This is a genomic window from Streptomyces sp. NPDC004266, assembly GCF_042874095.1.
In the GTDB taxonomy this organism is placed as follows: Bacteria; Actinomycetota; Actinomycetes; order Streptomycetales; family Streptomycetaceae; genus Streptomyces.
The window spans coordinates 250,320-268,497 of record NZ_JBIAMM010000009.1; the positions used below are offsets into that span (position 1 = coordinate 250,320).

The following is an 18,178-nucleotide window of genomic DNA, read 5'->3' on the forward strand; positions in this document are numbered from 1 at the left end:
GGAGGTCGGGGCGAGCGGCCCGGTCACGGCGCACCGCCGGCGGCCCGGGCCCTCGTGCCGTGCGGCCGGGCGGGGGCCCGGGAGACGATCGCGTCCCCGGTCGCCGGCAGCAGGTACACCTCGGGGGCGCGCGGGATGCGGCCCCCGGGGAACAGCGCTTCGGCCTGCGTCCGATAGCCCCGGATCAGCTCCGCCTTCCGGTCGAGGTCCCGCTCCCAGGCGCGGGCCGTCAGGCGGTGCCGGCCGGTGAACTCCGCGTCGGCGGCGGCCGTCTGGTCGTACGGGAAGTCGCTGTAGTACACGACCCGGCGGCCGCTGCGCTCGGCGGCGGTGCGGGCCAGGACGTGGTCGGCGTGCCCGCCCACGCCGAGCGGTGCGAGCACCAGGCCGCCGGAGCGGGCGGGCAGCAGCGCCTCGATGGCCTCCCCGGCCGCGCGCAGGGTCTCGGCGTCGTGCCGGGAGACCCGGCCCCGGGACAGGTGCAGCCGGTACGTCGGGTACACGTGCGCCAGCTCGGGCAGCAGCGGGGCCAGCCGTCCGACGCCGGGACGGGCCCGCGGCAGCCGCCGGAACAGCCCGTCGACCAGGCCGACGTGGCGCCAGTCCACGCCGAGCAGCTCCAGGACCCGCCGGTCCTCCTCGCGCCGGTCGGCGAACAGCTCCTCCGCGTCACCGGCCCGGGTCCGCCTCAGGTACTGGCGGGCGGAGAGGGTGTACGGCGGGGGCGCGGCCTCCGTGAACAGCGTGGCGACCGTCACCGGCGCCCGCCGTCCCGCCCAGCCGAGCAGCGCGCCGCAGGACAGCACGGCGTCGTCCAGGTGCGGCGAGAGCACGATCATCGGGACGCCGGAGCCGAGGACGGTCCGGACGAAGGCGGTCAGCGGGTCGTCTGCCATGACGCACCCCTCCTCCTCGGCCGCCGCGCGGCGGCCGGCGAGTCCACGAGCCGGTGGGCCAGCGCCAGGTAGCGGCCCGTCATCTCGTCCCACGCGTAATGCTTCGCCGCGGTGCCGGCGCGGTGGCCGAGACGGCGGCGCAGCGCCGCGTCCGTGGCCAGCTCGGTCATCCGCGCGCCGAACGCCGCCACGTCGAACGGCGGCACGGCCACGTCCCCGTTGCCCCGCATCCAGTGCAGCGCGGGCAGGTCGAAGTGCAGCACGGGTTTGCCGTACGACATGCCCTCCAGGGCCGCCAGGCCGAAGGTCTCGTGCCGCGACGGCATCACCAGGAAGGCGCTGTCGCGCAGCAGCTGGCGCTTGCGTTCCTCCCCGGCGTACCCCACCCAGTGGATCCGGGGCCGCGGGCCGGGAGTGTGCGCGGCGACGAGCGCGGCGAGGCGGCGTTCCTCGGCGGGGGTGCCACAGCCCGCGAGCAGCAGGTCGAGCGGGGGCCGGGCCCGGTCGTAGGCGAGGAGCAGCAGGTCGAGGCCCTTGACCCAGGTGTCGATCCGGCCCAGGAAGAGGATGAACTGTCCGGACCCGAGCCGGGACTCGTCGAGGAGGTGCTGGTCGACCCCGCTGGGGATGACCTGCACGTCGGCCTTGGGGCTGAGCCGGCGGATCGTCGATCCGTCCGCGGTGTTCAGCGCCACGATGTGCCGGTAGCAGCGCAGGCCGAGCCGCTCCACCAGCAGGGACGGGACGCGGTACCGCCGCCACGGGCTCTCCGCGTGGCGGCCCTGGTCGATGCCGATCACGGGGGCGCCGGTCGTCAGGGGCAGGAAGCTCGTCGAGAACGGGGGAGTGAAGCTCTCCAGCCACAGGTCGTGGCGGATCCGGCGGGCCGCGAACGGCAGCAGCACGAGGAACAGCAGCCGCCCGGCGCGCGGGCCCGCCCGGCCCACCGGGAGCCGGACGTAGCGGATGCCGTTCCGGTCCTCGGTGCCGCCGCGCCGGCCCGCCGTCACGACGGTCACCCGGAAGTCCTCGGCGAGCCGCCGGGCCACCTTGCCGGCCACCAGCGCTCCGCCGCTCCGGCAGGCGGAGGCGTCCGCGCCGTCGTAGACCGACACCACCACGTGCCGCCGCTCCCCGCCCGTGCCGCGCTCCGGCACGGCGGCCGCCCGCTCCCGTTCCCACAGCACGTCGAGGATCCGTTCCAGGGCCGCTTCGGCCACCAGGGGCGGAGGCCCGTCGCCGTCGATCCAGACGATCCCCGGCAGCCGCCGCGACCAGCCTCGGCAGCGGTCCCACCAGGCGGCCGGCGAGCCGGGGCTCTTCGGGCCGAGGCTCCACAGCGTCTCGGGACCGGTCTCCACGAGGAGGGTGAGACCGTAGCCGTCGGCGATCCGGCGGAAGCCGGCCCCGCCGCCGGAGGCGGGGAGGCCGAACCTCACCAGTTCGTCCAGCGGCCCGTGGTCCGTCAGGACCACGGCCTGTCCGCCACGCGCCCGCGTCCGCGCCCGCAGCCGGGCCGCGGCGATCCGCGCCGCGAGCTCGGCCGCGTCGAGGAAGGCGTGGACACGGCGTGGCCAGGGTCCCCGGCGCTCGGGATCCGTGGCGCGCCGCGCCCACGCGCCCCGGCCCGGTTCCGCCGTCTCCCTCACGTGAGGCGGAACCGGGAGCAGGCGGCACAGGAGGCAGCCGTGGCAGGCGAGGACGCCGACGGTGACCCCGCGCTCGCGCAGCAGCGCCGCGAGCCGGCGCACCAGTGAGGAGGTGCCCGCGGAGTCGGGTCCCGACACCGCGACGAGCAGAGGCCCTCGGGAGGCGGTCATGGCGTCCGCCTCCGCCGCTTCCCGACCGTCGCCGAAGGAGGCCGGGGAACCCGCCGGCACGCCCCGCGGGGCGTGTGCCGGGCCCCGCGCGGCGCGGGCACGCGGGGCGGGGCGATCGGGGTGGGGGCGGGTCCGCGGTCACGCGGGGGAGGGGCCCCGGAGATGCGGGACCGGGACGTCGCGGCCGGCCCGGGCGGGCAGGCCGATGGGCCTGAGCCGCTGCCGCGGCGCGCGGTGCGCCTGCGGGTCGTACGGGCGCGCCGCCGGTGTCCGGCGCCCCGCGGCCGGCCCACCCGGCTCCGGGGCGGAGGGGCGACGGGGCCGATCCGGTCGGAGGCCCGGCGGGCGGGGTGCGGGGCGGTGGGGCGGGGGGAGCGGAGGAGCGGACGGCGCCGGGCGTCGGCGAGGGGCCAGTCGGTCACGCGTCGCAGCGGGTGCGGAACGGGTGCCACCGGCGTTCGGCTGAGGGGGCTGGAGGTCACGACGAGCCTCTTCCGTCAACCGACCCTGCCGAGGGTGTGCGCTCAAGGCATGGTCTGTCCTGAAATGTTGCTTTCTTCAGCGATAGCACTGTTCGATATGGTTCGTCAACCGGAGTCGTCAGGAGAACCCCGGGAGCGCCGGGCAGGACCGTGCGCCAGGCGCGACAGGGTGTTGTGCGGCCGCTCGGCGAGGAGGGCGCCGAGGATGCGGGCGCCGTCGCGGATCGTGCGGGGGTGCGACGGACCGTGGCGGCCCTCGTGGCGGCGAGGCAGTTCGAGGCTCGGCACCTCGGCGACGCGCAGCCCGTAGTGCAGCGCGTGCGTGACGAGTTCGGCCCCGAGCTCCACACCGTCCTCGCGCAGGTCGAGAAGATCGACGAAAGGGCGCCGGAACGCACAGAATCCGTACCAGAGATCGGTGAGGTGCTGGCCGTAGAGCCGGCGGGCGATCCGCAGCAGCGCGCGATGTCCGAGCCGCCGCGACAGCGGATAGTCGGCGTAGTCGCCGCCCGCGATGAAACGCGAGCCCTTCACGAAGTCGTAACCGCTTTCCAGGTAATGCAGGTAATGCGGGATCTCGTGCGGCGACATGGTGCCGTCGGCGTTCATCAGGACGACCAGGTCCCCGGTCGCCGCCAGCAGGGCCGCGTGCGGGATGTCGCCCCGGGTGGAGTCCCAGTCGCCCAGCCGGCGCACGCTGAGCCCCTCGCGCGGGGCGTCCTCCCCGGCGGGCCCGCCGACCAGGACGACCTCCCGCACGCTCGACGGCACCTGGTCGAGGAGCCGGTCCAGCGCCGCTCCCGGGCGGCCGCCACCGGGGCGGACCGTGAGGACGAGGCTCACCGTCCGGGTGCCGGAACGGGGGGCCCGGTCGGTCGACCGGCGCAGAGGATGCGCATCGCCGCTCATCGGGAACCGCTACTCATCGGTACGCCCTGACTCGTCGGTTCGGCCGTCCGGTGACCGGACCGCGTTTCTCAGAATCCTGCGCCCGGGGCGACGCCGTCAAGGAAAACGGAAGAATATGCGGCTCGTCGCGAAGGGATGACCCGCCCCTTCGCGCGGACGTTCCCCCCTGTCACCTGGTCATTTCTGCGCGTGTTCCCCGAGAGGAATACAATCCCGTCATGGCAGGGCGAATTGAGGACTACGCCCTCGTCGGTGACCTGGAGACCGCCGCGCTCGTCGGGACCGACGGGTCCGTCGACTGGTGGTGCGCGCCCCGCTTCGACTCGCCCGCCTGCCTCGCCGGCCTCCTCGGCGATCCGGACCACGGCAGCTGGATCCTCGCCCCGGCCGGCAACGGCCGCTGCACCCGCAGGAGTTACCGGGGCGGCACTCTGGTCCTCGACACCTTCTGGGAGACCCTCTCCGGCACGGTCCGGATCACCGACTTCATGCCGCCGCGCGCACCGGGCCTCCCGGCCGACGGCGGCCCCAGGATCATCCGCCTCGTCGAGGGGATCGCGGGACGGGTGGCCGTGCGCGGCGAGTTGAGGGTCCGCTTCCACCACGGCAGCATCGTCCCCTGGACCCGCTCGACGGACCGGAGCACCGTCGTCTCCGTCGCCGGCCCCGACTCCGCCCACCTCTCCTGCGGGCCCGGCGTCGAACTCGACGTCACCCCGGAGCGCACGAGCTGCGAATTCACCGTCACCGCCGGCCGGCGGGTCGCCTTCGTCCTCGGCTGGAGCCCCTCGCACGCCCCGCCGCCGCCACCCCCCTCACCCGCCGACGTCGCCGCCGCGCTCACCCGCACCCTCGACTTCTGGAACGAATGGGCCGCCACCCTCCGCTACGAAGGCCCCGCCCGCGAGGCCGTGCTCCGCTCCCTGCTCACCCTCAAGGCCCTCACCTACGCCCCCACCGGCGGCATCGTCGCCGCCGCCACCGCCTCCCTCCCGGAGTCCATCGGCGGCCTCCGCAACTGGGACTACCGCTTCTGCTGGCTGCGGGACTCCACCTTCACCCTCTCCTGTCTGCTCCGCAGCGGCTACCGCAGGGAGGCGCTGGCCTGGACGGAATGGCTGCTGCGCGCGGTCGCGGGCGACCCCGCCGACCTCCAGCCGCTGTACGGGGTCGAGGGCCAGCGACGGCTCCCCGAGACGCACGCCGACTGGCTGCCGGGCTACGAGAACTCACAGCCGGTCAGATTCGGCAACGCGGCCGTCGGCCAGTTCCAGCTCGACATCTACGGCGAGGTGCTCAGCACCGTCTACTCGGCCGTCCGCGCGGGCGTCGTCCTCGACCCCGCGGCCTGGGCCCTGGTCGCCTCGCTCCTGGAGTATCTCGGCAAGCGCTGGCGGGAGCCGGACGAGGGCATCTGGGAAGTCCGGGGCCCACGCCGCCACTTCGTCCACTCCAAGGTCATGGCCTGGGTCGCCGCCGACCGGGCCGTCCGCCTCGCCCGCGTCGCCGGACTGCGCGGCTCCCTCGGGCACTGGCAGGCGCTCCGCGCCGAACTGCACGCGGAGATCTGCGCCCGCGGGTGGAGCGAGGAACAGCACTCCTTCACCCAGTACTACGGGAGCCGGCAGGTCGACGCCACCGCCCTGCTGATCCCCCGGCTCGGCTTCCTGCCCGCCGGCGACCCCCGCGTCCTCGGCACCGTCCGGGCGATGGAGCGGCTCGACGACCACGGGTTCCTGCGGCGGTACGGCGACGTCCGGGACGGCGGCACGCACGACCTCGACGACCTCGGCGGCACCGAGGGGGCCTTCGTCGCCTGCACGTTCTGGTACGCCGACGCGCTCGCCGTGACGGGCCGCGCCGACGAGGCCAGGGCCGTCTTCGAGCGGCTCCTCGACGTCCGCAACGACGTCGGGCTCCTCGCCGAGGAATGGGACCCGGTGGCCGGCCGCCAGCTCGGCAACACGCCCCAGGCGCTCAGTCACGTCGCCCTGGTGAACACGGCGTTCACCCTCTACGGCACCCGCCGCCACGACCGCGACCGTTCCGGTCGGCTCGCTGTGGCGTGATGCGCCGCGCTCCGGCGCCGGCCCGGGAACAGGGGGCGGACAGGGACGGGTGCGTCGTCGTTCCGCGCGCACCGGCGCTCCTGCTCGCGCTCTCCGGAGCGGCCGCGCTCCGCACCGGCCGGTCGCCGGCCCGGCAGCGGCGGCGCGTCTTCCGGACGGTGCCGCACGGCCGGGGGCGGCCGGCGAGGGGCGCGGCGTTCGCGAGCCAGGCGTCCGGGCCGCTCGCGGACGACCCCGTCCTGCGTTCCGGCCCGGGCGCGGTGACCCTCCCGGGCCTGCTCGGCGGCCTCGTCCTCCTGGCCCCGGCGCAGGCCCCGCGCCGGGACCGCCGACACCGTCCGCCTCCCGGCCCCGGGAGGCGGCACCGCGTGCCCGACCGTTCCGTTCCCGCTCGTCGGCGTGTCGTTCGGGTGCGTCCAGCGGGCGCCACGGGCGCGCGTGGGTTCGAATCGGGGCATGGCTTCCTATGACAGGCCCCGCGCCGGCGGCTCCCCGAGGCCGCTGAAGACCGGTGACACCTGGTGGTACGCCGCCGTGGCCGGCGAGGCCGCCGGCTCGTTCAGCACACGGGCCCGCACCCGGACCCGGCGTGCCTGCCTCGGGGCCGTCCTCGTCCTCACGGTCGTCTACGCGGGACTCGTGCTCACCGCCACCGGCCGCCGCTGGGGCGACGCCGCCGTGACCGGCCGGCGCGCCGACTCCGTGGCCGTCACGGTGATCCGCGACCACCCCTCCCTCGCCGGGCTCACCACCCTCTCCCTCGTCCTCGGCTGCGTCCTCCTCCTCGCCGTCGGCCTCATACGCAGGCGGTACGCCCTCACCGGCGCCGCCGCCGGTGCGGTCGTCACCGCCCTCGCCGTCACCGGACTCCTCCAGCGGTACGCGCCCAGGCCCCGGCTCGTCGACACCGCGGGCGCCCTCGTTCCCAGCGGATTCCCCAGCGTCCAGACCACGCTCGCCCTCGGCGTCGCCCTCGGTCTGGTCCTCGTCGTCCCCCACCGGCACCGCGCCTTCGCCGTCGGCGTCGCCACGCTCTGGGCCGCCGCCGTCGGCACGTACACCATCGCGTCGGGGCAGCACCGGCCCGGCGACGTCATCGCCGCCGCCCTCGTCGTCCTCGCCGTGCTCTCCGGCCTCCTCGCCGTCATCGCCCGCAAGGGCAAGGTCCGCCCCGCCCCGCGCCGCGGCACCGCCCTGCCCGGCCTCCTCGCCACCGTCCCGCTCGTCCTCCTCGCCGTGGCGGGCCTGGGCGCCGGACTGTGGCTGCTCGGCGACACCCTCGCGCTGCCCGCCGCCGCCCCGTACGACCCGGCGGAGCTCCGGCTCGCGCACCGCTGCGGCCAGGCCCTCGCCGCGGGGGTGGTCGCCGCCGCGGGCCTGATCCCGCTCTTCCTGCTCCGCCGCGTCGACGTGGACGGCGGCCCCGCCCCGTACCGGCTCGGCGGCCCCTTCGTCGAGGCCGCGGGCGCCCCGCACGACGGGGAGCTCGTGGGGCCCTTTACCGAGGACGCCGATCACGAGATATCTTGATGTCGAGCAATCTCGCATACGCAGACGTGGAGCGGAGCACCTGGTGACTGACTCGACCATCATCTACACCCACACTGACGAGGCGCCTGCCCTGGCGACGTACTCGTTCCTGCCCGTGATCCAGGCGTATGCCTCGCAGGCCGGAGTCACGGTCGAGACGCGTGACATCTCCCTCGCGGGCCGCATCATCGCCGTCTTCCCCGAGTTCCTGGAGGAGGGCCAGCGCATCCCCGACGCCCTCTCCGAGCTCGGTGAGCTGGCCAAGACGCCCGAGGCCAACATCATCAAGCTGCCGAACGTCTCGGCGTCCATCCCGCAGCTCAAGGCCGCGATCGCCGAGCTCCAGGCGCAGGGCTACGCCCTCCCGGACTACCCGGACGACCCGAAGACGGACCAGGACAAGGACGTCCGCGCGCGGTACGACAAGATCAAGGGCTCGGCCGTCAACCCGGTCCTGCGCGAGGGCAACTCCGACCGCCGCGCGCCCGGCTCGGTCAAGAACTACGCCAAGACCCACCCGCACCGCATGGGCGCCTGGACCCCCGAGTCCAAGACGAACGTCGCCACGATGAGCGAGAACGACTTCGCCTCCACGGAGAAGTCCGTCGTCATCGCGAAGGACGACACCCTCCGCTTCGAGTTCACCGCCGCCGACGGCACCGTCAGCGAGCTCCGCGAGCCGCTGAAGGTCATCGCCGGCGAGGTCGTCGACGCCGCCGTCATGCGCGCCGCCGCCCTGCGCACCTTCCTCGGCGAGCAGGTCGCCCGCGCCAAGGCCGAGGGCGTGCTCTTCTCCGTGCACCTCAAGGCCACGATGATGAAGGTCTCCGACCCGATCGTCTTCGGCCACGTCGTGCGCGCCTTCTTCCCGAACACCTTCGCCAAGTACGGCGAGGTGCTCGTCGCCGCCGGCCTGTCCCCGAACGACGGCCTCGGCACCGTCCTGGGCGGCCTGGACGCCATCCCGCACGGCCTCGGCGCCGAGATCAAGGCCTCCTTCGAGGCCGAGCTCGCCGAGGGCCCCGCCCTGGCGATGGTCGACTCCGACAAGGGCATCACCAACCTGCACGTGCCGTCCGACGTCATCGTCGACGCCTCGATGCCGGCCATGATCCGCACCTCCGGCCACATGTGGGGCCCGGACGGCCAGGAGGCCGACACCCTCGCGGTCCTCCCGGACCACAGCTACTCCGGCGTCTACCAGGCCGTCATCGAGGACTGCCGCGCCCACGGCGCCTTCGACCCGTCGACCATGGGCTCCGTCCCGAACGTCGGCCTCATGGCGCAGAAGGCCGAGGAGTACGGCTCCCACGACAAGACCTTCGAGATCGCCCAGGCCGGCACCGTCCGCCTCGTCGACTCCGAGGGCGTCGTCCTCCTGGAGCAGGAGGTCGCCGAGGGCGACATCTTCCGCGCCTGCCAGACCAAGGACCTGCCCATCCAGGACTGGGTCAAGCTGGCAGTCACCCGCGCCCGCGCCACCGGCGCCCCGGCCGTCTTCTGGCTGGACGAGAACCGCGCCCACGACGCGCAGCTCATCGCCAAGGTGAAGCAGTACCTGCCCGAGCACGACACCGAGGGCCTGGACATCAGGATCCTGTCCCCGGTCGAGGCCACGAAGTTCTCGCTGGAGCGCATCCGCCGCGGCGAGGACACCATCTCGGTCACCGGCAACGTCCTGCGCGACTACCTGACCGACCTCTTCCCGATCCTGGAGCTGGGCACCAGCGCCAAGATGCTGTCGGTCGTCCCGCTGATGGCGGGCGGCGGCCTCTTCGAGACCGGCGCCGGCGGCTCCGCCCCGAAGCACGTCCAGCAGCTCGTCAAGGAGAACTACCTCCGCTGGGACAGCCTCGGCGAGTTCTTCGCCCTGGCCGCCTCCTTCGAGCACCTCGCGACCACCACGGGCAACAGCCGCGCCCAGGTCCTCGCCGACACCCTCGACCGCGCCACCGGCACCTTCCTCAACGAGGACAAGTCGCCGACCCGTCGCCTCGGTGGTATCGACAACCGCGGCAGCCACTTCTACCTGGCCCTCTACTGGGCCCAGGAGCTGGCCGCCCAGACCGAGGACGCGGAGCTGGCCAAGGTCTTCGCCCCGCTCGCCGAGACCCTCTCCTCGAACGAGCAGAAGATCGTCGACGAGCTCGTCGCCGTCCAGGGCTCCCCGGCCGAGATCGGCGGCTACTACCAGCCCGACCCGGCCAAGGCCGCGGCCGTGATGCGCCCGTCCGCCACGTTCAACGAGGCCGTCGCGTCCCTCGCCTGAGCCGGCGCGTGACCCGCACCGCCCCGGCCGGAACTCCTCCGGCCGGGGCGGTCCCGTCGGTGGCGCATCTCACCCCCCGGTGTGACCCTGGAGGGCATGAGCTGGGCATCTTGGACGACCGCCGGTGTCTACACCGGGCGAGGTGGGGTGCTGACCGAGGAGGTGGGCGTCGTCACGGGCGATCTGACCGTGCACACGACGTTCGCCGACCGCGAGGCACGCGTGGCCGTGCAGTACAGCGGCGCATCCGACTGGTTCACCATGTCGGGCAGTCCCGTTCCGTGCGGATCGGAGGAGGAGAGCCGCGACCTGCACGACGCCGTCGTGGCAGCCGTCCGGGAGGGGAACGGGGCCACGGTCCCGAACCTGCCCGTACCCCCGAGATAGCCGCCGTCCCCACAGAAGTGTTATCCCTCCCGTACCCACGGGTCTCCCATGCCGGGGGACTCGGACCAGGGATGAGGGAGCACACCCATGCACAGCGACGAGCGACGCACCACCGCCCTCGTGGAGGCGGCCAGGGCGGGTGACGCGGACGCCAGGGACGCGCTGGTCCGCGCCCACCTGCCGCTCGTCCACGACATCGTCGGCCGGGCCCTCGACGGCCATGCCGACACGGACGACATCGTCCAGGAGACGATGGTCCGCGCCCTCGACGGCCTGACCGGCCTCCGGGACCCGTCCCGCTTCCGGTCCTGGCTCGTCGCCATCGCCATGAACGGCATACGGCGCCGCTGGCACGAGCGCCGGCGGGCGCCCGTGCCCGGCCTCGACCGGGCCACGGACCTCGCCGATCCGGCCGGCGACTTCACCGAGCTCACCATCCTGCGCCTCGGCCTCTCCGGGCAGCGCCGCGACGTGGCCCGGGCGACCCGCTGGCTCGACGAGGACGACGCCGAGCTCCTCGCCCTGTGGTGGCTGGAAGCAGCGGGCGAACTCACCCGCGCCGAGCTCGCCGAAGGCCTCGGCGTCACTCCGCAGCACGCCGCCGTCCGCGTCCAGCGGATGAAGGAACGCCTGGACACCGGCCGCGCGGTGGTCCGCGCCCTGGACGCCCTGCCGCCGTGCCCGGAGCTCACGGAGACCCTCACGGCCTGGGACGGCCGCCCCTCCCCGCTCTGGCGCAAGCGGATAGCCCGCCACCTGCGCGCCTGCGCCGCCTGCACCTCCCGCGTGGCGGGCCGCAGCGGCCTCGCCCCCGTCGAGGGCCTGCTCGTCGGCATCGGCCTCGTCCCGCCCCTGACGGCCGCGGCCACGCTCACCGACGCACCGGCGACCGAGCACACCGCCCACGCGGCCGAGCTGCCCGACGCCACCGGCCCCGCCGGACGGTGGACCCCGCTGCGGCGCGCCTCCGCCGCCGGGGTCGCGGCCGTCGCCGTCCTCGGGGCGGCCGCCCTGCTCGTACCGCCGCGGCCGGAGGCACACGTCCGTCCCGACCGGCCCGTCGCCGCGCCCACGACCGCCCCGGCCACGACCCTCCCGGCCCCGGCCGCCCCGAGCGCACCGGTCACCGTCGCCGCCCCCGTACCCACGACCACCGCCCCCGCGCCCCGCCGCACCCGGCGCCCGGAGCCGACCGCCGACCCGGGGGAGCGGGTCACCGCCCTCGTCAACCGGCTCCGGGCCTCGGCCGGTTGCGCCCCGCTGCGGACCGACCCCCGGCTGGTCGAGGCGGCCCGCCGCTACGCCCGCGACATGGCCGCGCGCGGCTACTACGGACACAGCAGCCCCGAGGGCGACTTCGCGGACGCCCGGATCACCGCCGCCGGATACGACTGGAGCGCCTGGGCGGAGAACCTGGCCCGCGGCGCGGCCGATCCGGAGACCGTCGTCGAGGACTGGCGGGACGGAGCCATGCACGAGCGGAACATGCTCGACTGCCGGTACCGGGACACCGGCGTGGCGACGGTGCCCGGCTCCGGCGGCAGGATCTGGGTGCAGCAACTGGCCACGCCCCTGGAGTGAGCTCTTCAGCGTCTGGCGCCGAAGTCCTGCACCCACCAGGGGCCGTTGGCCGCGAGGGTCACCCCGACGCCGATGTCCTTGAACGAACAGTTGAGGATGTTCGCCCGGTGCCCGGGGCTGTCCATCCAGTCCTCCATGGCCCGGGCCGGCGTCTTCGGCCCGCGGTGGATGTTCTCCCCCCAGGTCGACCACTCGTATCCGGCGCCGCTCATCCGGTCGCCCGCGTCCCGGCCCTCCGGGCTGTGGTGCTCGTAGTAGTCGCGGGCGGCCATGTCGTCGGCGTGTCCCTGGGCCGCGCTCCGCAGCTGCCCCTCCGAGCGCAGCGGACCGCAACCGGCCTTCTCCCGCTCGGCGTTGACGAGCGAGACGACGTCCCGCACGAACCGCGCGGCCTTCCCGGTGGCGGCCCCTTCCGGGGCCGCCGCCCCGCGCGGGGCGGCGGCGGCCGGCGTGCCGGTGGCCGGGGCGGCCACGTACATCCCGGCCACCACCGTGAGGACCACCGCCGCGGAACCGGAGAGGGCGACGGCGGTGCGGAACGACGGGCGGCGCGGCCCGTGCCGCCGCGCCCCGCCGGCTCTGCGGTGCCGACCCCCGGCGCGCCCCGCCGGGACGGGCGGCCGAGAACCGGCGGGGCCGTCGGGACGGGCCGGGTCCCGGAAGCCCTCGGGGCCGTCGGGGCGGGCCGGGGCCTGGGGGTCTTCGGAGGGGCCGGGACGGTCGTGGTGCCGCATGGAGCTCCGTTCTCTCGCCGAGGTCGCCGGACGGCCGGTGCCGGAAGGGCCACCGGGACGACGGCGGTAAGGCTTTCCGGCCCCCGCGGCCCCGACACTCCCCGTCAACACGGCGCGTCAACCCGTGTCCGAGCCTGTCAGCCCTGCGGGATGACCGCCACCGGGCAGGGCGCGAGGTGGAGCGCCGCGTGCGCGACGGAGCCGATCCTCGGCCCGACGGCCCCGCGCCGGGCCCGCCGGCCGACCACCAGCAGCTGGGCCCCGCCCGAGACGGAGAGCAGCACCTGCCCCGCGCTGCCCAGCTCGACGTGCTCGGAGACCGGCACGTGGGGGTACCGCTCGCGCCAGGGGGCGAGCGCCTCGCGCAGCGCCTTCTCCTCGTACGGGACGAGCCCGCCGGCCTCGTCCGCGAGCCGCATCGAGGCCGGGCTGTACGCGTACAGGGGCGGCAGGCTCCACGCGCGCACGGCCCGCACGGCCGTCCCGCGCGCGGCGGCGGCCCCGAAGGCGAAGGCGAGCGCGGCCGCGCTGTCCTCCGGGCTGCCGAGCTGACCGACGACCACGTGTCCCGACGGCGGTTCGGCCTGTTCGCCGTCGCGGGACCGGACGGCGACCACCGGGCGGGCGGAGGCGGCGATGATCTGCTGCCCGTACGAGCCGAGGAGGAAGCCGGCGACGGCGCCGTGGCCGCGCGAGCCGATGACGAGCATCTCGGCCCGGTCCTCGGTGCCGAGCAGCGCGGGGACCGGGGTGTCGGGGAGCAGTTCGGCCGTGAGCGCGAGCCCCGGGTGGCGGGCGGCGATCGCGGCCTCGGCCTCGTGCAGGACGGCGTGGGCGGCGCGCTGCTGGGCGTCGGGGTCCTGGACGAGGGGCAGGTCGAGCGGTTCCCAGCGCCACGCGTGCGCGAGCCGTAGCGGGAGGCCCCGGTGCAGGGCCTCCCGGGCGGCCCAGTCGGCCGCGGCGAGGCTCTCGGGGGAGCCGTCCACTCCTGCGACGATCTCACGACTCATCAGGCTGCCTCCGTCGGTGCGGTGACGGGCCCGCCGGCCGGCGGGCCCTCCTCCCTCCAGCTTGGGCCCATCGGCGGTTCCACGAGAGGGCCGGACGTCCCGACATGCCGGTCCGTCCGTCCCTCCGTCCGCCGCTCGGGCGGTGGGGAGGTTCCTCGACGGGCTCAGGCCAGCAGGGTGAGCCGGGCGTGGGTGCCGTGGAGGTAGTGGTCCCCGATGTCGCGCAGCCGGTGGGCCGCCTGGGTGGGGGCGGTGAGCGCGCGGGCGTTGCGCCAGAAGCGGTCGAAGCCCGGCCCGCCGCCGTGGGCGTCGGCTCCCGCCGTGCCGTCGACGAGTTCGAGGATGCGCGTGGTGATGTGGACGGCCGCCCGGCCGGTGACCGTCTCGGCCGCCGCCACGAGGACGGCGATGTCGGCGCGTTCCTCCAGGCCGAGCGACCGCTCGGCGAGCAGCCCCCCGGCGAGGGCGTGCGTCGCCCGCTCCACCACCGCGGCGGCGGCGTGCGCCGCCGTCGCCAGCTCCCCGTAGGCGAGCAGGAGGTACGGGTCGTCCCCGGCGCCGACGGCGCCGTCCGTGCCCGTCGGGCCTCCCGCCCGGTCGGCGGGGACGGGGCCCGCCTGTCCGGCGCGGCTGATGTCCCGGGCCTCCGCGAGCGCCCCCTCGGCGATGCCGAGCCCGACCTGGACGAGGAGCAGCCGCAGGGCGAGCGGCGCGAGGGTGGTGAAGGGCGCGACGGCGTGCTCGTCGTGCGGGAGGCTCCCGAGGACGTGCCGGGCCTCCACCGGAACGTGGTCGAACGTGACGGTGCCGGCCCCGGCCAGGCGCTGGCCGACCCGGTCCGTGGCGGCCTCCGTGAACACCCCCGGCAGGCCCGGGTCCACGAGGACGACGAGGAGGTCGCCGGTGCCGCCGGGCCGTGCGCCGACGACGAGCCGGTCGGCGACCGTGACGCCGGAGGCGAAGGCGCGGCGCCCGTCGAGGATCCAGCCGCCGCCGGTGCCGTCGGCGGGCGTGAGCGTGAGGCCGGGGGCGGATTCGACGTGCGGCGGTTCGATGCCGCCGGCGAGCAGCCAGCGCTCCTCGGCCGTGTGCGCGTCGAGGGCGAGCGCGGGGGCGCCCGTGTCGCCGGCGTCGTGCGCGGGGCCGAAGAAACGGCTGCTCCAGGACAGCGCGTAGTGGTGGGCGAGGAGCTCGCCCACCGAGCTGTCGGCGGCCGAGATCTCCCGTACGACCGCGCAGGCGGCCCGCCAGTCCGCGCCCCGCCGGTTCGGCCCCGGCGCCGTGAGGAGGCCGGGCAGCCCCGCCTCCTGGAGGCGGGCGACCTCGTCGAAGGGGGCCTTGCCGGCCCGGTCCCGGGCGAGGGCGTCGACGGCGAGGTCGTCGGCGAGCTCGCGGGTGACGCGGGGCCAGATCTCGTCGTCGCCCGGCCGGTCGGCGGGCCGGCCGGCCGGTGCGGAGGCGGTCCGTATCGCTGCTCTCTTCGGCGATCTCCTCGGCGTACTCACGTCACCTCACCCGATCCCTAGTATCCCCACTGGAATAGTAGGGATAGTGACAGAGGTGACCGCGCGGCCCCAAGGGGCGTCCATGGAATGGACAAGGTCGTATCGGTGGGCGAGACGCCGGCGGGTCGACGCAGGTGACGTGAGGCGAGCCCCGCCCGGTCAGGGGTTGGTCCAGGCCTCCGGATCGTCCGCGAGCGCCACGATCCCGGCCGGCAGCTTCGCCGACGCGAGCTCCGCGAGGGACACCCCCAACACGCCCCGGACGCTGGCCCGCAGCGCGATCCACAGCGTCAGCAGCGACTCGGCCGGTCCCGAGTACGACAGGTCCGGCGGCCGCTCCCCCCGCACGGAGACCAGGGGGCCGTCCACGCAGCGGATGACGTCCGCGACCGAGATCGTCTCGGCCGGACGGGCCAGCCAGTACCCGCCGTTGCCGCCGCGCTGGCTCTGCACCAGACCGCCCTTGCGCATGTCGCCGAGGATGCCCTCCAGGAACTTGTGCGAGATGTCCTGGTCCACCGCGATGGTCTCCGCCTTCAGCGGTCCCGCGTCCTGGGCTGCGGCGAGCTGGAGGGCGGCCCGCACCGCGTAGTCGGCCCTGGCTGAAATGCGCATGCGCGCATTATTCCGCACGGGGGCGGCCGGGGCCGTGCGCCCGCGCGGCGACCCGTACCGGCACGTGAGACGGCCCGTACCGCACCCTTGACGGCGCCCGGGGCCCGCCGGACACTCAGGGACGGAAACCGAGCGAACAGGTAGGGAACCATGGGACGCACCGGCCGGAGGGACACCTCACCCGCCTCGTCCCTCCCGCGTCCGCTGCCCCTGACGTCCCGCCGGCACATCGATCTGCTGCGGGTCTGCAGCGCGGCGAGTCGCCGCCCCCGCGCGTGCGTCCACCCCGTCCGCTGAGACGCCCGCCGCGGTCCGCCCGTCTCCTCTTCCCGTACCTCTGCCGCCCCGGGCCCCGCGCGGCCGCCGCCGCACGGCGCCGTCGCGCGCCGCCCGACCCGGCACCGAGCACCCCCGAGGGAGAACCATGTCCGTCGTCGTCCCGTCCCGGCTCCTGCCCGCCTCCGCCGCCGTGCCCGTCTTCCGGGGCCGGATCGGCCGCGACGCGAACAGCGGCCACTACGCGGTCCCGCACCGCTACCGCCTCCACGTCGACCCGTCCGACCCCCGGTGTCTGAGCATCGCCCTCACCCACGCCCTGCTCGGACTCGACGCCACGCTCCCGCTCACCGTGCTCCCCGGCACCCCCGACACGCCCGACGGCGGGTACGCCGTGCTCCGCCCGCTCTACGAGGCGAGCGCCCACCTCTACACCGGCCCGGCCGCCGCCCCCGTCCTCAGCGACGGCTGGACCGGACGGATCGTCAGCACCCACGTCCCCGACATCCTCCGGGACCTCGCCCTGCGCTTCCGCGGCGACGGCCCCGACCTCCTGCCCGAAGCGCACCGCGACGCCGTCGACGCGATCGCCGACCTGTGCGAGCGGAGCGTCAACCGGGCGGCCCAGCGCGCCGGCGAACTCGGACTCGACGGCGAATCCGCCCACCACGACCCGCTCACCGTCCTCTTCGCCGCGCTCGGCTCCCTGGAACGCCGCCTCACCCACCGGCCGTACGTCCTCGGCGACGCCCCCACCGCCGCCGACGTGCACGTCTGGGTCACCCTCGTCCAGCTCGACACCGTGCACCGCTGGCACCTCGACGCCGCCGCCATGGACCGCGTCGCCGCGCACCCCGCCCTGTGGGCCTACGCCCAGCGCCTCGCCGCCCGCCCCGACTTCGCCCGCCACCTCGACATCGACGCCCTCCTGCGCCGCCACCGCGCCCACTGCCGAGGCCGCGAGGCCGCCGGCGCGGCGATACGCCTCGTCGACTGGTCCGCCGGGCGCTGACGCGCCCGCCCCGGCCCCGGCGGGCGCCGTCAGCCGATGCGGCGCCCCGCCAGCGGAGCCGTGTCGTCGCCCGTGCCCTCGCGGATCCCGCGCAGGAACGCCTCCAGGGCCTCCAGCGAGCTCGCCGCCGGCTCCCAGCCCAGCTCCCGCCGGGCCCGCTCGGTGGCGAGCAGCGGCAGGTGCCGCAGCGCGTCGAAGAGGCCCGGGGAGGCGGGGACCAGCCGCAGCCGCCAGGCCGCCGACAGGGCGCCCCGCACCGCGCCGGCGGGCACCTTCACCGGCCGGGCGTGCAGCAGCTCACCCAGCGTCGCGCCGTCGATCACCGGCTCCGCGGCGAGGTTGAACGGACCCCGGACGTCCCGCAGCAGCGCCCTGCGGTAGGCGTCCGCCGCGTCCTCGGTGTGCAGGACCTGAAAACGGAGACCCTCGAACTCCGGGAGCAGCGGCAGCAGTTCGGGCCGCATCAGCTGCCCGGGGAAGAACCGCCCCGCGAAGATCCGCCGCTGCTCGCTCGCCGACTCCTCCTTGAAGAGGAACGCCGGACGCATCCGGACCACCCGGGTCAGCGGATGGTCCCGCTCGAAGGTGTCGAGGACCCGCTCCAGATAGGCCTTCTCCCGGGTGTACGCGGCGCCCGGCCACCCGTGCGTCGGCCACGCCTCGGACACCGGGGAGCCGCCGTCGGGACCGGGGGAGTACGCGCCCACCGAGGAGGCGTGCACCAGGACCGGCACCCGCGCCGCCGCCACCGCGTCGAAGACGCGGACCGAGCCCAGGACGTTGGTCCGCCAGGTCTCCACCGGATCATGGGTCGGCCCGAACCGCCAGGCCAGGTGCACCACCGCGTCCGCGTCCGCCACGTACTGCGCGAGCCGGGGCTCGTCCCCGTCCCGTGAGAGGTCCAGCTCGGCCCACTCCACCCCGGGGAGCTCGAAGCCGGGCCGGCGGCGGGCGAGACCGAGGACGGAGCCGACGCCCGGCTCACGCGCCAGGATCCGGATGAGGCTCGTGCCGACGTTGCCGGTGGCGCCCGTGACGACGACGCGCGAAATCGTGCTCGGATTCATGTCTCCGACCCTCCGC

14 protein-coding genes are annotated in these 18,178 nt (G+C 75.5%); 6 read left to right on the forward strand and 8 right to left on the reverse strand.

From position 1 onward, the window contains the following. Window positions 1-23: 23 nt before the first annotated feature. The 3 genes from ACFYUZ_RS22895 to ACFYUZ_RS22905 all read right to left on the reverse strand — a co-directional run bounded on the left by ACFYUZ_RS22895 (window position 24) and on the right by ACFYUZ_RS22905 (window position 4,107). A complete protein-coding gene (locus tag ACFYUZ_RS22895) occupies window positions 24-896 on the reverse strand; it encodes a PIG-L deacetylase family protein (protein WP_389312033.1) in 873 nt (290 codons plus the stop codon). Next, window positions 878-2,716 (reverse strand): glycosyltransferase, encoded by a 1,839-nt coding sequence (locus tag ACFYUZ_RS22900; RefSeq protein ID WP_389312035.1) that lies wholly within the window; start codon window positions 2,714-2,716, stop codon window positions 878-880. Before ACFYUZ_RS22900 ends, ACFYUZ_RS22895 begins: the two co-directional genes overlap by 19 nt. Before the next feature lie 587 nt (window positions 2,717-3,303). Beyond that, a complete protein-coding gene (locus tag ACFYUZ_RS22905) occupies window positions 3,304-4,107 on the reverse strand; it encodes a glycosyltransferase family 2 protein (protein ID WP_389312037.1) in 804 nt (267 codons plus the stop codon). Between the two features lie 218 nt (window positions 4,108-4,325). Here ACFYUZ_RS22905 and ACFYUZ_RS22910 point away from each other — a divergent pair, with 218 nt between their 5' ends. From ACFYUZ_RS22910 to ACFYUZ_RS22930, 5 genes are all read left to right on the forward strand, one after another. Beyond that, on the forward strand, window positions 4,326-6,176 hold the full coding sequence (locus ACFYUZ_RS22910; protein ID WP_389312039.1) for a glycoside hydrolase family 15 protein: 1,851 nt from the start codon (window positions 4,326-4,328) through the stop codon (window positions 6,174-6,176). Window positions 6,177-6,632: 456 nt separating this feature from the next. Beyond that, window positions 6,633-7,706, forward strand: coding sequence for a phosphatase PAP2 family protein (locus ACFYUZ_RS22915; protein ID WP_389312041.1), 1,074 nt, complete (start codon window positions 6,633-6,635; stop codon window positions 7,704-7,706). A gap of 43 nt (window positions 7,707-7,749) precedes the next feature. Beyond that, the gene (locus ACFYUZ_RS22920) at window positions 7,750-9,975 is read left to right on the forward strand and encodes an NADP-dependent isocitrate dehydrogenase (protein ID WP_389312043.1); all 2,226 of its coding nucleotides are present in this window, start codon (window positions 7,750-7,752) and stop codon (window positions 9,973-9,975) included. A 96-nt stretch (window positions 9,976-10,071) separates the two neighbouring features. Continuing rightward, window positions 10,072-10,362, forward strand: a complete 291-nt coding sequence (locus ACFYUZ_RS22925) for a hypothetical protein (protein ID WP_389312045.1) — start codon at window positions 10,072-10,074, stop codon at window positions 10,360-10,362. Window positions 10,363-10,449: 87 nt separating this feature from the next. Next, the gene (locus ACFYUZ_RS22930; protein WP_389312047.1) at window positions 10,450-11,943 is read left to right on the forward strand and encodes a sigma-70 family RNA polymerase sigma factor; all 1,494 of its coding nucleotides are present in this window, start codon (window positions 10,450-10,452) and stop codon (window positions 11,941-11,943) included. A gap of 5 nt (window positions 11,944-11,948) precedes the next feature. On the opposite strand, the gene ACFYUZ_RS22935 is transcribed toward ACFYUZ_RS22930, so the two are convergent. The 4 genes from ACFYUZ_RS22935 to ACFYUZ_RS22950 form a co-directional block, all read right to left on the reverse strand. Next, entirely contained in the window at window positions 11,949-12,677 is a 729-nt protein-coding gene (locus ACFYUZ_RS22935; RefSeq protein WP_389312049.1) for a CAP domain-containing protein, read from the reverse strand. A gap of 137 nt (window positions 12,678-12,814) precedes the next feature. Next, the gene (locus tag ACFYUZ_RS22940) at window positions 12,815-13,687 is read right to left on the reverse strand and encodes a universal stress protein (RefSeq protein ID WP_389312051.1); all 873 of its coding nucleotides are present in this window, start codon (window positions 13,685-13,687) and stop codon (window positions 12,815-12,817) included. 164 nt (window positions 13,688-13,851) lie between these two features. Further along, on the reverse strand, window positions 13,852-15,192 hold the full coding sequence (locus ACFYUZ_RS22945) for an acyl-CoA dehydrogenase (RefSeq protein ID WP_389312053.1): 1,341 nt from the start codon (window positions 15,190-15,192) through the stop codon (window positions 13,852-13,854). Window positions 15,193-15,351: 159 nt separating this feature from the next. Beyond that, the gene (locus tag ACFYUZ_RS22950; RefSeq protein ID WP_389312055.1) at window positions 15,352-15,807 is read right to left on the reverse strand and encodes an RrF2 family transcriptional regulator; all 456 of its coding nucleotides are present in this window, start codon (window positions 15,805-15,807) and stop codon (window positions 15,352-15,354) included. Window positions 15,808-16,231: 424 nt separating this feature from the next. On the opposite strand from ACFYUZ_RS22950, the gene ACFYUZ_RS22955 reads away from it, so the two are divergent. Further along, complete coding sequence (locus ACFYUZ_RS22955) at window positions 16,232-17,095, forward strand: glutathione S-transferase C-terminal domain-containing protein (protein WP_389312056.1); 864 nt, start codon at window positions 16,232-16,234, stop codon at window positions 17,093-17,095. Window positions 17,096-17,124: 29 nt separating this feature from the next. Here ACFYUZ_RS22955 and ACFYUZ_RS22960 read toward each other — a convergent pair whose 3' ends face one another. Then, window positions 17,125-18,162, reverse strand: a complete 1,038-nt coding sequence (locus ACFYUZ_RS22960) for an NAD-dependent epimerase/dehydratase family protein (RefSeq protein ID WP_389312058.1) — start codon at window positions 18,160-18,162, stop codon at window positions 17,125-17,127. Between the last annotated feature and the right edge of the window lie 16 nt (window positions 18,163-18,178).

Bases quoted from the DNA above. Each gene is read 5' to 3' on its own strand.
- ACFYUZ_RS22895 (WP_389312033.1), bottom strand. From the start codon at position 896: ATGGCAGACGACCCGCTGACCGCCTTCGTCCGGACCGTCCTCGGCTCC.
- ACFYUZ_RS22900 (WP_389312035.1), bottom strand. From the start codon at position 2,716: ATGACCGCCTCCCGAGGGCCTCTGCTCGTCGCGGTGTCGGGACCCGAC.
- ACFYUZ_RS22905 (WP_389312037.1), bottom strand. From the start codon at position 4,107: ATGAGCGGCGATGCGCATCCTCTGCGCCGGTCGACCGACCGGGCCCCC.
- ACFYUZ_RS22910 (WP_389312039.1), top strand. From the start codon at position 4,326: ATGGCAGGGCGAATTGAGGACTACGCCCTCGTCGGTGACCTGGAGACC.
- ACFYUZ_RS22915 (WP_389312041.1), top strand. From the start codon at position 6,633: ATGGCTTCCTATGACAGGCCCCGCGCCGGCGGCTCCCCGAGGCCGCTG.
- ACFYUZ_RS22925 (WP_389312045.1), top strand. From the start codon at position 10,072: ATGAGCTGGGCATCTTGGACGACCGCCGGTGTCTACACCGGGCGAGGT.
- ACFYUZ_RS22930 (WP_389312047.1), top strand. From the start codon at position 10,450: ATGCACAGCGACGAGCGACGCACCACCGCCCTCGTGGAGGCGGCCAGG.
- ACFYUZ_RS22935 (WP_389312049.1), bottom strand. From the start codon at position 12,677: ATGCGGCACCACGACCGTCCCGGCCCCTCCGAAGACCCCCAGGCCCCG.
- ACFYUZ_RS22940 (WP_389312051.1), bottom strand. From the start codon at position 13,687: ATGAGTCGTGAGATCGTCGCAGGAGTGGACGGCTCCCCCGAGAGCCTC.
- ACFYUZ_RS22950 (WP_389312055.1), bottom strand. From the start codon at position 15,807: ATGCGCATTTCAGCCAGGGCCGACTACGCGGTGCGGGCCGCCCTCCAG.
- ACFYUZ_RS22955 (WP_389312056.1), top strand. From the start codon at position 16,232: ATGTCCGTCGTCGTCCCGTCCCGGCTCCTGCCCGCCTCCGCCGCCGTG.
- ACFYUZ_RS22960 (WP_389312058.1), bottom strand. From the start codon at position 18,162: ATGAATCCGAGCACGATTTCGCGCGTCGTCGTCACGGGCGCCACCGGC.